The sequence below is a fragment of the Nocardioides gansuensis genome (genome assembly GCF_003076135.1).
Classification (GTDB): Bacteria; Actinomycetota; Actinomycetes; order Propionibacteriales; family Nocardioidaceae; genus Nocardioides; species Nocardioides gansuensis.
Genome location: NZ_QDGZ01000006.1, coordinates 239,564 through 251,847, shown reverse-complemented (window position 1 = coordinate 251,847; position 12,284 = coordinate 239,564). Strand labels below are relative to the sequence as shown.

The window sequence follows — 12,284 nt, the reverse complement described above, 5'->3', positions numbered from 1 at the left end:
ATGCGCGTCGTCATCGCCGGAGCGTCCGGGTTCCTCGGGAGCCACCTGTCCGACCACCTCCGGGTGCACGGCCACGAGGTGACGGCGCTGGTGCGCGGCCCGGCGCGCGACGCCCACGAGTCGCAGTGGGACCCGTACGCCGGTCAGCTGGACGCCGAGGTGATCGAGGCTGCGGACGTCGTGGTCAACCTGGCCGGCGCGCCGCTGGTCGGCAACGTCCACTCCCGGAAGTGGGCCGAGCAGGTGCTGCAGAGCCGGGTCGTCACGACCCGGGTGCTGGCCGGCACGATCGCCGCGGGCGAGCGGAAGCCGGCGTTGCTGGCCGGCAACGGGATCTCCTACTACGGCGACCACGGCAGCGAGCAGGTCACCGAAGCCTCCGACAGCCGCGGTGACGCGTTCCTCACCCGCGTCACCCATGCCTGGCAGGCGGCCACGGAGCCCGCCGCCGAGACCGGCGCCCGGGTCTGTGTGCTGCGCAGCGCACCCGTGATGGACCGCATGTCACCCCCGCTGCGCCAGCTCCGCCCACTCTTCTGGCTGGGCCTGGGCGCACGCCTGGGCGACGGCTCCCAGCACATGCCGATGGTGTCGCTGCGCGACTGGGTCGGCGCGGTCGCCTTCCTGGCGGAGTCGCACGACGTGTCGGGCCCGTTCAACATCTGCTGCCCGGAGCCGCCGACCAACGCAGAGTTCACCCGGGCGCTCGCCCAGGCGCTGGGGCGGCCGTCGTTCCTGGCCGCTCCCCGGCTGGTGCTCGAGAAGGCCACTGGCCCGATGGCGTCCGCGCTGCTCAGCTCGGTCAACGCCCGTCCGGCCGCCCTGGAGCGCGCCGGCTACGACTTCCAGGACCAGGACGTGCGGGACGTGCTCGCCACCGCGCTCGCCTGACCGCGCGATGCGCTAGACAAGGACCATGCGGATCGCAGTCGCGGGAGGGACCGGCGTCGTCGGCAGGCACGTCGTCTCGGAGCTGGAGCAGCGCGCACACGAGCCGGTCGTCCTCGCCCGGTCGACCGGGCAGGACCTGACCACCGGCACCGGCATCGCCCAGGCGCTCGCCGGCGTCGAGGCGGTCATCGACGTGAGCAACCTGCAGACCCTGTCGGCGAAGGCGTCGCGGGAGTTCTTCGAGAAGGCCGCCCACCACCTCCTTCCCGCCGAGGAGGCCGCCGGGGTGAGGCACCACGTCGCCCTGTCGATCGTCGGCATCGACCGGGTCGACTTCGGCTACTACCTCGGCAAGCGCCGGCAGGAGGAGCTCGTGCTCGCGGGTCCGATCCCGGCCACGGTGCTGCGGGCGACGCAGTTCCACGAGTTCCCCGGCCAGCTGCTCGACCGGATCAAGGGACCTGTCGCCCTCGTCCCCCGGATGCGCAGCCAGACCGTCGCGGCGAGCGAGGTCGCCGCCCACCTCGTCGACCTCGCCGAGGGGCCCGCCCGGGGCATGACCGACGAGATGGCCGGCCCCGAGGTGCACGAGATGCCCGAGCTCGCCCGCCGCATCGTGAAGGCGCGGGGGCAGCGGCGGCCGGTCGTGCCCATGCCCCTGCCCGGCGAGGTGGGCCGCCAGATGGCCGGCGACGGCCTGCTGCCGCGCCACGCAGGACCGCGGGGACGCATCACCTTCAGCGAGTGGCTCGCGCAGGCATGACTCCGGCGTCCCGGGCCTCCGCCACCACCCACTCACCCTCGACCAGCCGCAGCTCGACCTCCCGGGTCGTCGCCCGGTCGACCGGGAGGGGCGTCGACCCGGCGGCCCCCACTGCCTCTCCCCCGGCCACCCGGTCCGTGACGACGAGCGAGAGCCGCGTGTCCGTGCGCGACGCGACCCTCAGCGAGAGCACCTGCGTCGTCAGTCCCTCGACTCGCAGCCCGCGCGCGGCGTACGACCGCAGCATCCGCGCGTCGGCCCGCCCGGCCTCCGACCCCGGGGCGTAGAGCCGCCGCAGCGCGGCGATGTCGCCGGCGGCCCAGGCCGCTGACCGTCGTGCGTCCCAGCGGGCCAGTACGACGCGGGGCGAGGGCCCTGGCGGCGAGGCGGCCGTGGCGGCAGGCCGGTCCCGGGAGACGAGGACGGCCGTCAGGCACGCCACCACGGAGATGACGGCGACGAAGGCGAGCACGGGCAGGAGTCGGCGCGGGTCCACGGACACCACGATGTCCGAGTTCGGCCGCGACCGTCGGCCGCCATCCACAGGCTCCATCAGGAGGCCGGGGGCGCCGGCGTAGGCTCGCGGGCATGCTGCACTTCGAGGTCGCCGGGCTCGGCGACGACGCCGTCGACTACCTCGCCGCCTGGGAGCTCCAGCGCGAGCTGCACGCCGAGGTGGTGGCCGGGACCCGCGAGGACACCGTGCTGCTGCTCGAGCACCCGCCGGTCTTCACCGCGGGCAAGCGCACCGACCCGCACGAGCGGCCCGTCGACCCCGGTGGTGCCCAGGTCATCGACGTCGACCGTGGCGGCAAGATCACCTTCCACGGCCCCGGCCAGCTGGTGGGCTACCCGATCGTCGCGCTTCCCGAGCACGTCTACGTCGTCGACTACGTCCGTCGCCTCGAGGAGGCGCTGATCCAGACCTGCGCCGAGCTCGGCGTGGAGGCGGCGCGGGTCCCCGGCCGCAGCGGCGTGTGGCTGCGCGAGGGCGCCACCAGGCCGGAGCGGAAGGTCGCGGCCATCGGCATCCGGGTCAGCCAGAAGGTCGCCATGCACGGCTTCGCGCTCAACTGCGACGTCGACATGGGGTGGTACGACCGGTTCGTCCCCTGCGGCATCGCCGACGCGGGAGTCACCAACCTGAGCCTCGAGCTCGGCCGCCGCGTGACCGTCTCCGAGGTGCTCCCGATCGTCGAGAAGCACCTGCGCACCTACCTCGCATGGGCGCCGTACGAGCGGACTCCCGACTACGACCCCAAGCCCGAGCCCACCCACGCGCCGCGTATCGAGCTGATCCGGCCCGGCGGCGAGCCGAGCCGAGTTGGGGCCCCCACCGCCCGCGCGTAGAGTGACCCAGGTGAGTTCCGCCCCCTCTGCCGATGGTCGCAAGCTGCTCCGCCTCGAGGTCCGCAACGCGGAGACCCCGATCGAACGGAAGCCGGAGTGGATCAAGACCCGCGCGAAGATGGGTCCGGAATACACCGCGCTCCAGGGCCTGGTGAAGTCCGAGGGCCTGCACACCGTCTGCCAGGAGGCGGGCTGCCCCAACATCTTCGAGTGCTGGGAGGACCGCGAGGCCACCTTCCTCATCGGCGGCGACCAATGCACCCGCCGCTGCGACTTCTGCCAGATCGACACCGGCAAGCCGCAGCCCCTCGACCGTGACGAGCCGCGGCGCGTGGCCGAGTCGGTGCAGAAGATGCAGCTCAAGTACGCCACGATCACCGGCGTCGCCCGCGACGACCTCCCCGACGGCGGCGCCTGGCTGTACGCCGAGACGGTGCGTGCCATCCACGAGCTCAACCCCGACACGGGCGTGGAGAACCTCATCCCCGACTTCAACGGCAAGCCGGAGCTCCTCCAGGAGGTCTTCGAGAGCCGTCCGGAGGTGCTCGCGCACAACGTCGAGACCGTGCCGCGGATCTTCAAGCGCATCCGCCCGGCGTTCCGCTACGAGCGCTCGCTCGACGTGATCACCCAGGCCCGCGACTTCGGCCTGGTGACCAAGTCCAACCTGATCCTCGGCATGGGCGAGACCCGCGAGGAGGTCAGCCAGGCGCTGCGCGACCTCCACGGGGCCGGCTGCGAGCTGGTCACGATCACGCAGTACCTCCGCCCCAGCCTGCGCCACCACCCGGTCGAGCGGTGGGTGAAGCCGGAGGAGTTCGTCGAGCTCAAGGCCGAGGCCGACGAGATCGGGTTCTCCGGCGTGATGTCCGGTCCGCTGGTCCGGTCGTCCTACCGCGCCGGGCGGCTGTACCGTCAGGCCATGGACGCCCGCGCGGGCGTCGTCGCCACGGCCTGAACCGCTCCCTTCCCGTCGGACCCGCTAGAAGAGGCACCATGTCGACCCCCGTCACCCCGCCCAGCAGCCGTCGCGCCCAGTTCGTCCAGACCTATCGGATGGCGAAGAAGACCGACCGACGGCTCGGCCTCTGGACGCTCGGCGCGTTCGTCCTCGGCGCCCTCCTGGGCTTCTTCGGCATGTGGCTGCTCCCCGGGCAGGGCCTGCTGCAGTGGGTCTTCTCGTGCCTCGGCGGCTTCCTCCTCGGTGTCCTGTTCGCCCTGATCGTCTTCGGCCGCCGCGCCCAGCGCGCCGCCTTCGGCCAGATGGAGGGCCAGACCGGTGCCGCCGCCTCTGCGCTGACGCTGCTCAAGCGCGGCTGGAAGACCTACCCCGCCGTCGGCTTCAACAAGCAGCAGGACGTCGTGCACCGTGTCGTCGGCCCGCCCGGCATCGTCCTGGTGGGCGAGGGCAATCCGGGCCGGGTCAAGCAGCTGCTCGCAACCGAGCGCCGCCGCCACGAGCGCGTCGTCTCCGACGTGCCGGTGCACGAGGTCATCGTCGGCAACGACGAGGGCCAGGTCCCGCTGCCCAAGCTGGTCCGCCATGTCACCAAGCTCGGCCGCAGCGTCAAGCCCGCCGAGATCACCGACGTGGTCAACCGCCTCAAGGCCATCGACTCGGTCCGGCCCAACGTGCCGCTCCCCAAGGGTCCGGTGCCGACGAGCATGAAGGGTATGCGCGGCAACCTGCGCGGTCGCTGACCCACCTCCCCCTCACCCGGCGTACGCCGAGAACGCAGCGACGCCCGGCCAGACTCCCCCGATCTCGGGGGCTGGCCGGGCGTCGTGCTCGGTGAAGGCGGCCGTCAGCTGCTCGGCATCTCCATGACCTGCGACTTCGGCGGTGCCTGGATGTCGACCTCGGTGCCGAGGTCGTAGATCTTCATCGTCATCGTGCCGAGGCCCTGCGGCATCTCCATGACCATCTGGCGCATCACGTGGTCGTCGTCGAACCACGCGTCGTAGGTCATCTGCTCGGCGGCCGAGGGCGGCAGCTGCTTGAGCGAGTCCACCTTCGAGGGGTCGAACTCGATCTCGTAGTGCTCGAGGGACTCGCCCTCGACGTCCTCCTCGCCGAGGTAGGTCACGCCGGTGAGGCCGGCGGAGTAGGACTCCATCGCCTTGCGCATGTCCAGCTGTTCTGAGAGGCCACCGAGGCCCATCTGGGCGAGCGGGCTGTTGGGGTCGTTGAGGTCGAGGCGCATGTACTTGCCGCCCTGGCCGGGCGCGCTCATGTACATGATCCCGTCGAGCAGGATCATCTCCATGCCGCCCTCGGGCATGCCGGCGGCCTCCATGGTCGCCTCCATCGCCGGGCTGTCGCCGGTGTAGTCGACGACGCCCTCCATGCTCATCCCGGTCTGGCCCTCGACGGTCATCGAGGTGCGGGCGGTGGTGAGGGACTCCATCCCCTCCGACATGTCCGCGGTGAACTCGGCGGGCTCGACGGACTCGCCCTCGGCGGCCTCCGGCTCCTCGGACTCGGTCTCGGTCTCGGTCTCCTCCGAGGAGGAGGTGCTGTCGGTGGTCGACTCGGAGGAGGACTCGGGCTCCTCGCTCCCGCCCCCGCAGGCGCCGGTGGCGAGCAGGACCGGGAGGACGACGGCCGCGGCGAGGCGGCGCTTCAGGTGAGTACGCATGCGCCCAGCCTGCCCTGCCGGGCAAGCCCGAAACACCAGAAACGCCCAGTCGCCGGTCAGTTCAGCGAGACTTCAGGTCCGCCAGCGTCACGGTCATCGTGCCGGCGACCATGTCGTGTAGCCCACGGCCGTCCGGCCGGGCCACCAGCGGCGGGATGACCACCGCGACCATCGCGCTGCGCAGCAGTGCGCGGAGCAGGTCGACGGGGCGTGACGGGTCGTCGACGCGTACGACGCGGAGCCGGGTCGCCAGCTTGCCGAACGAGCCCCCGGCGACCGCGGTGCCGACCGCGGACTCCACGACGAGCAGCAGCAGCGTGTAGAGCCCGGAGCGCGGATCGTCGCGCCAGCCCTCGAAGCCGAGGAGGAGCATCACGACGAGGATGCAGGCGAACCAGTCGACCGCGAGGGCGAGGATCCGCCGGCCCCAGCTGGCGGTCTCGAGAGGCGTGCCCGGGGAGCGGCTCTCACTCAACGGGCTGCGCCCTTCCCGGCACCTTCACCTCGACCGGGTCGCCCCAGCCCGTGAAGTAGAGGCGGGCGGTGTCGTCCTTCCCGCCCTCTGTTGATCCTTGTCCCTCGTAGTCCCAGCGGACGGGCAGGTCCTGCTCGTCGACCCACAGGTCCATGGTGACGGTCTCGGGGAGGTCCATCTGCGCGTGCATGGACTCCTCCGGCAGCTCGGCCTGCCAGGCTTTCGAGTCGACCGTGAGCTCGAGGTGCTTCGCCGTCACGCCCTCGACCTGCTCCTCCCCCAGATCCCTGGTCTCCTGCACGGCCGCGGCGAGCGCCTCGAGCTCTCCCGGGACGTCGACGGCGAGCAGCACCGGCACCGGGCCCGCGTCGAAGCCGCCCTCGCCCTGCAGCCGCGGGTCGTCGACCTCCAGGTAGGTCCACTGCAGCCCGACGGCCTCGCCGCCGACGTAGACCTTGTCGTCCACCCGCCGCACGTCGAGCCGGCTCGCCGTACCCGTGCCGGCGACGGCCCGGAAGGCGTCCTCGTCCTCCCAAGTGACGTCCATCTCGACCTCTCCCCTGCGGGTCTGCGTGCCGAGCGAGAGGTGGACGCTGCCCGCACCCTCGACCGCCGCGACGACGGACGCGAGCGGCGACCCCTCGTCGTACGACGTGGGGTCCTCGCCGCCGTCGCTGCACCCGGCGAGCACGGTGACCCCGCTCGCGAGCAGGACGGTGAGGCGCCGCCACGAGAGCTGGCCCGTCTTCCTGTGCTGAGACATGGCGGCGACCATAACGGGGTGGCCCATACTGGGCGCGGACCGGCCTCTCGGTGCTCGGGCATCTGTTACACGCACGAAACAATCGGGATACGGTCAAGAAACTGCGCGTGACTACGTTCGCGCAGACCCGGTGCAACGAGGCGCCACCCCACCGCCACCAGCTTGGGCACGCGAGCACCTGCCGCTGCCAAGGAGGACGAATGTTCAACAACAGCGATGAGCTGCTCAAGTTCATCAAGGACGAGGGCGTCGAGATGGTCGACGTCCGCTTCTGCGACCTGCCCGGCATCATGCAGCACTTCACCGTGCCGGTTTCGTCCTTCGACCAGTCGGTCTTCGAGGACGGCCTCGGCTTCGACGGCTCCTCGATCCGCGGCTTCCAGGCCATCAACGAGTCCGACATGTCGCTGTTCCCGGACCCGACCACCGCCTTCATCGACCCCTTCCGCAGCGCGAAGACGCTGGTCGTGAACTTCTTCATCCACGACCCGATCACCGGTGAGCCCTACTCGCGCGACCCGCGCAACATCGCCAAGAAGGCGCTCGCCTACCTCGAGTCGACCGGCATCGCGGACACCGCGTTCTTCGCGCCCGAGGCCGAGTTCTACATCTTCGACAACGTGCGCTACTCCACGGGCCCGAACGAGGGCTTCTACCACATCGACTCGATCGAGGGCTGGTGGAACTCGGGCAAGGAAGACCCGAACACCCCCAACCTGGGCTACAAGACCCGCTTCAAGGGTGGCTACTTCCCCGTCGCGCCCTACGACCACTACAGCGACCTGCGCGACGACATGGTGAAGAACCTCGAGGCCAGCGGCCTCCAGGTCGAGCGCGGCCACCACGAGGTCGGCACCGCCGGCCAGGCCGAGATCAACTACCGGTTCGACACCCTGCTCAAGGCCGCCGACGATGTCATGAAGTTCAAGTACATCATCAAGAACACGGCCTGGCACCAGGGCAAGTCGGTCACCTTCATGCCCAAGCCGATCTTCGGTGACAACGGCTCCGGCATGCACGTCCACCAGTCGCTGTGGAAGGACGGCTCGCCGCTGTTCTACGACGAGACCGGCTACGGCGGCCTCTCCGACCTGGCCCGCTGGTACATCGGCGGCATCCTCAAGCACGCCCCCGCGCTGCTGGCCTTCACCAACCCGACGGTGAACTCCTACCACCGCCTGGTCCCCGGCTACGAGGCCCCGATCTCGCTGGTCTACTCCTCGCGCAACCGCTCCGCGTCGGTCCGCATCCCGATCACGGGCGCGAACCCGAAGGCCAAGCGCATCGAGACCCGCTTCCCCGACCCGTCGGCGAACCCCTACCTCGCCTTCTCGGCGCTGATGCTCGCGGGCCTCGACGGCGTCCAGAACAAGATCGAGCCGGCCGCGCCGATCGACAAGGACATCTACGAGCTGCCGCCGGACGAGATGGCCGAGATCGACCAGGTCCCCACCTCGCTGGGCGCCGTCCTCGACGCCCTCGAGGCCGACCACGACTTCCTCACCGCGGGGAACGTGTTCACGCCCGACCTGATCGAGACCTGGGTCCACTACAAGCGCGAGAACGAGATCGCCCCCGTGCAGCTGCGCCCGCACCCGCACGAGTTCGAGCTCTACTACGACATCTGATTCCGGGGTCCTCGTGACCTGCGGATAGGTGCCTGAAACGGCCCCTGACCTGCGAAAACGTCTATCGAAGGCTTTCGCGGTCAGGGGTCGTTCGTCGTTGGCCTGTGTACCCAGCGTGTAACCACCGACGGCGGTCAGGCCCGCCAACCGGTTGTCGAGAGCCGTCTGTAGGCCCCGCCAGGCGGTGTAGATCGATGCCTGATGATCAGCGTCATCCGCGGCGGGAGCTGTGCGTATCTTGCAGGCTCCGACGTTCGGCCTCGGAATCGTCCACTCCGTCCTCGAGCAGCTCGCGGTAGTCGCTGCGAATGTCGCAAGCGGTGTCATCGGAGAAGTTCCTCCCCAGGCGCTCATGCCGGGCATTCTCTCGCAGGAACCAGGCCCCGCGTCGAACGTGGCCGCGGGGTGCGCGAAGGGACCGGCCGCCAGGCCGCACGCCGGGAGCGCGGGACCCGGCGGCGCCGGCGCAGCCGGCGCCCTTGATCTCTTCTTAGAGCCGTGCCCAGCAAATCGTATGGCTGAACTCGGCCGAATCCCTTGCTCATTGCGGCGAAGGCTGGCCGCGAGGAGTGCTCGGTCATGCAGATGAGCGGACACATCGGTGTCCAGCCTTCCGGGGTGCCTGGCGCGCAGTTCGCGGGAGCGAGGCCGACGGCGTGCACGTAGTCCACGACGTCGGCGGCGGGCGGGATTTACGCACCAACGCGACGACTTCGTGTCCAGAGGATCGCAGCCCGCGGGCCGTTCTCCGCCGAGGAAGACGGTGGCTCTAGGCATGGCGGGACGCCTGGGCAAGGCATTGCAAGAACGAAACTCCCGTGCGGACGAACCGGATCGATCACCATTCGCGTTACAGGAGTGTGACCACGAAGCGGGGTGAACGATGACCACGGAGCAGGACTTCGTCGACTTCGTGGCCGCGCGGTGGCAGTCGCTCTACCGCCTGGCATATCTGCTGACGGCGTCGCCCACGGCGGCCGAGGACATGCTCCAGACCACGCTCGAGAAGGCGTACGTCAGCTGGGCACGGATCAGCCGCATGGAGCACCCAGAGGCGTACGTGCGCCGCATGCTGGCCAACGCGGTGGTGTCGAGCAGCCGGAGGGCCTGGCTGCGCGAGGTGCTGTCGGATCCGATGCCAGAGGCCGCGGGGGAGTCGGTGGAGGTCGGCGTCGTCGACCGGTCGTTGCTCTGGCCGTTGGTGTGTGCGCTGCCGGTGCGGCAGCGGGCCGTGATCGTCCTGCGCTACTACGAGGACCTCACGGAAGTACAGATCGCGGAAGTTCTCGGGTGCGCGCCCGGCACTGTGAAGTCACAGGCGTCGGCGGCCATGAAGGCTCTCCGGCGGGCTCTGGCCGCGTCGGGTGTCGGGGAGGCGATGGAGTCATGAATCTCGAAGACGAGCTCCGAGCGGTGCTCAGCCAGGAGGCGGAAATGCGTGCGACACCCACACCCGACATCGAAGGCATGGTCAGTGGCGGCGAGGACCGCCTGCGCCGGCGGAACGGCACGAGGATCGGCCTTGCCGCCGCGGCAGTGCTGCTGATCGGCGGCGGCATCTACGGGGCCACGCAGCTCGGCGACGACCAGGTCGACTCGAGCCCGGACGTTGTCGGCCAGCCGAGCGAGCCTGCCGAGGCAGCGGCCCCGCCAAGCTGGACCGACTTCGACCAGGGGAGCGCCGATCCCGGCACCTACCGGATCCACGTGGGCACCACCGATGCGGGCGAGGTGATCGAGGCCGACCTCACGATCGATGGCTCGAACTGGCAGGCCTCGAACCACCCGGTGGCCAGGGTCGACGAGGACTTCGCCGGAATCGGCGTGTACCGGCCCGGAGCGGTCGCGGGCGGGTGCCGGATGCAGGCCGGTCACAAGCCGGCAGCTGCGGGTCAGCAGCAGCTGGCTGCGCAACTCGCCGCAATGCCCGGTTCCACCGTCGTCGAGCGGCCCACTCCCACCGAGGCGTTCGGGCACAGCGCGATCCACGGGGCGGTGAAGGTCGACGCCTTCTGCGACGGCACCACCGAAGGCAACGCCTACCTGGTGGCAGAGGACCGCGGCATCAGCTACTTCGACTCGCCTCCTGGGCGGGCTCTGAGGACCGTCAGGGTGGACTTCTGGGTGGTGGACGTGGACGGCACCAATGTGGTCGTGGACATGTTCCACACCGGGAGCGCCCCCGAGGATCTGATCGCCCAAGCCGACCGGGCCCGAGAGTCGATCACCTTCGTGACCGAGTAGGCCAGATGAGACGCTCCACCGCAGTGGCGGTCATGGCGGGTCTCGCCCTCCTGAGCGCCTCCGCATGTCGCGGATCCGACGACCGGCCCGCCCCCGACCTGGTGCTGCACGGCGGGCAGATTCTCACGATGGACGACGACGCGACCACGGTCCAGGCCGTGGCCGTCGCCGATGGGAAGGTCACCGCCGTCGGCTCCGAGGTCGACGTCCTGGCGCTCGCCGACGACGGCACCCGCGTGGTGGATCTCGACGGGCGCACGGTCATACCGGGCGTCGTGGAGACGCACACCCACCTGATGCAGGAGATCGCCCCAGACCGGGCCGCGATGCTGGAGGGCCAGACCGAGCTGCTCGCGGCGGGCATCACCACCGCTGGCATGCCGACCGTCCTGCCGAACCAGCTCGGTGCCTTCGAGTCGCTCGCAGCCGATGACGAGCTGCGCGTGCGCACCGTGCTCTACCTGTCGTGGAACGATAACTGCGGCGAGGTCGTCGGCGAGGCCTGGACCTTCGCCCAGGAGTTCGGCGTCGATCTCGACCGGCCGCTGTCGATCGGCGGCGTCAAGGTCTTCGCCGACGGCGGTTCGTGCGGAGCGCCTGCGGTGTCGTTCGAGTACCGCGACGACGCTCCCCGGGAGATGAAGGACAACGGCTGGGTGGGCCACGGCGACCTGTTCGCCTCCGCCGACCAGATCGCGGACGTCGTACGGCGCACCGACGCCGCCGGGGGTGCGGTCGTGGTGCACGCCATCGGCGATGTAGCCATCGACACGGCGCTCGACGGCTACGAGAATGCCGGCGAGCTGACCCAGGCACACCGCATCGACCACAACAGCCTCGCGGCGCTGCTGCCCCGCCGGTCACTCGCCAGGTACGCCGAGCTCGGGCTGGCTGCAGCGGTGCAGCTGATGCCGTGGTCCAACGGCTGCGACCCCACCGTCGCGACCGAGGGCTGGATCTCGACCATGCCGCCTGTGGCGATCGCCCGGGTCGAGGACTGGCCGGCGCTGCTCGCGGCCAACCCCGGCCTGACGTGGGCCTGGCACGGCGACGGACCGTGGATCCCGGGCAACCCGTTGCAGCAGGCGTACGCGATCGTCACCGGCGGCTACGCAAACCCCGACGGCTCGGTATGCCACCCCGAGCTCTGGGCCAGCCGGAAGACGCTCCCGGTCCTCGACGCGCTCCGGCTCCTCACGTCCGATGCCGCGGCCGCAATGGGCCTCTCCGAAGACGTCGGCTCCCTCACGCCGAGCCGCCACGCCGACCTCCTCGTGCTCACGGCCGATCCGCTCGACCCCGACCCGGAGGTCGGCCTCGCCACCAACCGCCCGCTGGCCACGATCATCGGCGGCGAGGTCGCACACTGCGTCGCCGAGGGATGCACCCTCTTCGAGGAGTAGTGCACGGATGCCGGGATCAGTCCCGAGACGTCCACACGCGTGGCCTGTGGCCTCCGGCGGCATGCGCGGGCCTGCCTGCGTTCTCCAGGCGGTCCTCGAAGCGGATCGACGCCCAACGCAGTCACTAC

General features: G+C 70.4%; 13 protein-coding genes. 9 read left to right on the top strand and 4 right to left on the bottom strand.

The window, feature by feature from the left end; all coding sequences use genetic code 11:
* Both DDE18_RS15160 and DDE18_RS15155 read left to right on the top strand, forming a co-directional pair.
* Complete coding sequence (locus DDE18_RS15160; RefSeq protein ID WP_116573092.1) at window positions 1-891, top strand: TIGR01777 family oxidoreductase; 891 nt, start codon at window positions 1-3, stop codon at window positions 889-891.
* Window positions 892-916: 25 nt separating this feature from the next.
* The gene (locus DDE18_RS15155; RefSeq protein WP_116573091.1) at window positions 917-1,654 is read left to right on the top strand and encodes an SDR family oxidoreductase; all 738 of its coding nucleotides are present in this window, start codon (window positions 917-919) and stop codon (window positions 1,652-1,654) included.
* Here DDE18_RS15155 and DDE18_RS15150 read toward each other — a convergent pair.
* Window positions 1,629-2,150 carry a hypothetical protein gene (locus DDE18_RS15150; RefSeq protein ID WP_133241233.1) on the bottom strand — a complete coding sequence of 174 codons (522 nt, stop codon included), beginning with the start codon at window positions 2,148-2,150 and terminating at the stop codon, window positions 1,629-1,631. The genes DDE18_RS15155 and DDE18_RS15150 overlap by 26 nt on opposite strands.
* A 92-nt stretch (window positions 2,151-2,242) precedes the next feature.
* Between DDE18_RS15150 and lipB the strand changes: the two genes are divergently transcribed.
* Genes lipB through DDE18_RS15135 form a run of 3 tightly spaced genes read left to right on the top strand, consistent with a single transcriptional unit; the run spans window position 2,243 to window position 4,705 of the window.
* Window positions 2,243-3,004, top strand: a complete 762-nt coding sequence (gene lipB, locus DDE18_RS15145; RefSeq protein WP_116573089.1) for a lipoyl(octanoyl) transferase LipB — start codon at window positions 2,243-2,245, stop codon at window positions 3,002-3,004.
* A 10-nt stretch (window positions 3,005-3,014) separates the two neighbouring features.
* Window positions 3,015-3,962 carry a lipoyl synthase gene (lipA, locus tag DDE18_RS15140; RefSeq protein ID WP_116573252.1) on the top strand — a complete coding sequence of 316 codons (948 nt, stop codon included), beginning with the start codon at window positions 3,015-3,017 and terminating at the stop codon, window positions 3,960-3,962.
* A 38-nt stretch (window positions 3,963-4,000) separates the two neighbouring features.
* Entirely contained in the window at window positions 4,001-4,705 is a 705-nt protein-coding gene (locus tag DDE18_RS15135; protein ID WP_116573088.1) for a DUF4191 domain-containing protein, read from the top strand.
* A 104-nt stretch (window positions 4,706-4,809) separates the two neighbouring features.
* Here the strand turns inward: DDE18_RS15135 and DDE18_RS15130 are convergent, their stop codons facing one another.
* From DDE18_RS15130 to DDE18_RS15120, 3 genes are all read right to left on the bottom strand, one after another.
* On the bottom strand, window positions 4,810-5,643 hold the full coding sequence (locus tag DDE18_RS15130; protein ID WP_116573087.1) for an SCO4651 family lipoprotein: 834 nt from the start codon (window positions 5,641-5,643) through the stop codon (window positions 4,810-4,812).
* Between the two features lie 61 nt (window positions 5,644-5,704).
* Entirely contained in the window at window positions 5,705-6,118 is a 414-nt protein-coding gene (locus tag DDE18_RS15125; RefSeq protein ID WP_116573086.1) for an RDD family protein, read from the bottom strand.
* Window positions 6,111-6,881 (bottom strand): SCO4651 family lipoprotein, encoded by a 771-nt coding sequence (locus tag DDE18_RS15120; protein WP_133241232.1) that lies wholly within the window; start codon window positions 6,879-6,881, stop codon window positions 6,111-6,113. The genes DDE18_RS15125 and DDE18_RS15120 overlap by 8 nt, the downstream gene beginning before the upstream one ends.
* Window positions 6,882-7,081: 200 nt before the next feature.
* On the opposite strand from DDE18_RS15120, the gene glnA reads away from it, so the two are divergent.
* The 4 genes from glnA to DDE18_RS15095 all read left to right on the top strand — a co-directional run bounded on the left by glnA (window position 7,082) and on the right by DDE18_RS15095 (window position 12,156).
* Window positions 7,082-8,509 carry a type I glutamate--ammonia ligase gene (glnA, locus tag DDE18_RS15115; protein WP_116573084.1) on the top strand — a complete coding sequence of 476 codons (1,428 nt, stop codon included), beginning with the start codon at window positions 7,082-7,084 and terminating at the stop codon, window positions 8,507-8,509.
* A gap of 883 nt (window positions 8,510-9,392) precedes the next feature.
* Entirely contained in the window at window positions 9,393-9,899 is a 507-nt protein-coding gene (locus DDE18_RS15110) for a SigE family RNA polymerase sigma factor (protein ID WP_116573083.1), read from the top strand.
* A complete protein-coding gene (locus DDE18_RS23020; RefSeq protein ID WP_165821182.1) occupies window positions 9,896-10,753 on the top strand; it encodes a hypothetical protein in 858 nt (285 codons plus the stop codon). Before DDE18_RS15110 ends, DDE18_RS23020 begins: the two co-directional genes overlap by 4 nt.
* Window positions 10,754-10,758: 5 nt before the next feature.
* Entirely contained in the window at window positions 10,759-12,156 is a 1,398-nt protein-coding gene (locus DDE18_RS15095; RefSeq protein ID WP_133241231.1) for an amidohydrolase family protein, read from the top strand.
* Window positions 12,157-12,284: the final 128 nt, after the last annotated feature.

What these genes read in the sequence shown, in the direction of transcription:
- DDE18_RS15160 (WP_116573092.1), top strand. Translation starts at nt 1, where the DNA reads ATGCGCGTCGTCATCGCCGGAGCGTCCGGGTTCCTCGGGAGCCACCTG.
- DDE18_RS15155 (WP_116573091.1), top strand. Translation starts at nt 917, where the DNA reads ATGCGGATCGCAGTCGCGGGAGGGACCGGCGTCGTCGGCAGGCACGTC.
- lipB (WP_116573089.1), top strand. Translation starts at nt 2,243, where the DNA reads ATGCTGCACTTCGAGGTCGCCGGGCTCGGCGACGACGCCGTCGACTAC.
- DDE18_RS15135 (WP_116573088.1), top strand. Translation starts at nt 4,001, where the DNA reads ATGTCGACCCCCGTCACCCCGCCCAGCAGCCGTCGCGCCCAGTTCGTC.
- DDE18_RS15130 (WP_116573087.1), bottom strand. Translation starts at nt 5,643, where the DNA reads ATGCGTACTCACCTGAAGCGCCGCCTCGCCGCGGCCGTCGTCCTCCCG.
- DDE18_RS15120 (WP_133241232.1), bottom strand. Translation starts at nt 6,881, where the DNA reads ATGTCTCAGCACAGGAAGACGGGCCAGCTCTCGTGGCGGCGCCTCACC.
- glnA (WP_116573084.1), top strand. Translation starts at nt 7,082, where the DNA reads ATGTTCAACAACAGCGATGAGCTGCTCAAGTTCATCAAGGACGAGGGC.
- DDE18_RS15110 (WP_116573083.1), top strand. Translation starts at nt 9,393, where the DNA reads ATGACCACGGAGCAGGACTTCGTCGACTTCGTGGCCGCGCGGTGGCAG.
- DDE18_RS23020 (WP_165821182.1), top strand. Translation starts at nt 9,896, where the DNA reads ATGAATCTCGAAGACGAGCTCCGAGCGGTGCTCAGCCAGGAGGCGGAA.
- DDE18_RS15095 (WP_133241231.1), top strand. Translation starts at nt 10,759, where the DNA reads ATGAGACGCTCCACCGCAGTGGCGGTCATGGCGGGTCTCGCCCTCCTG.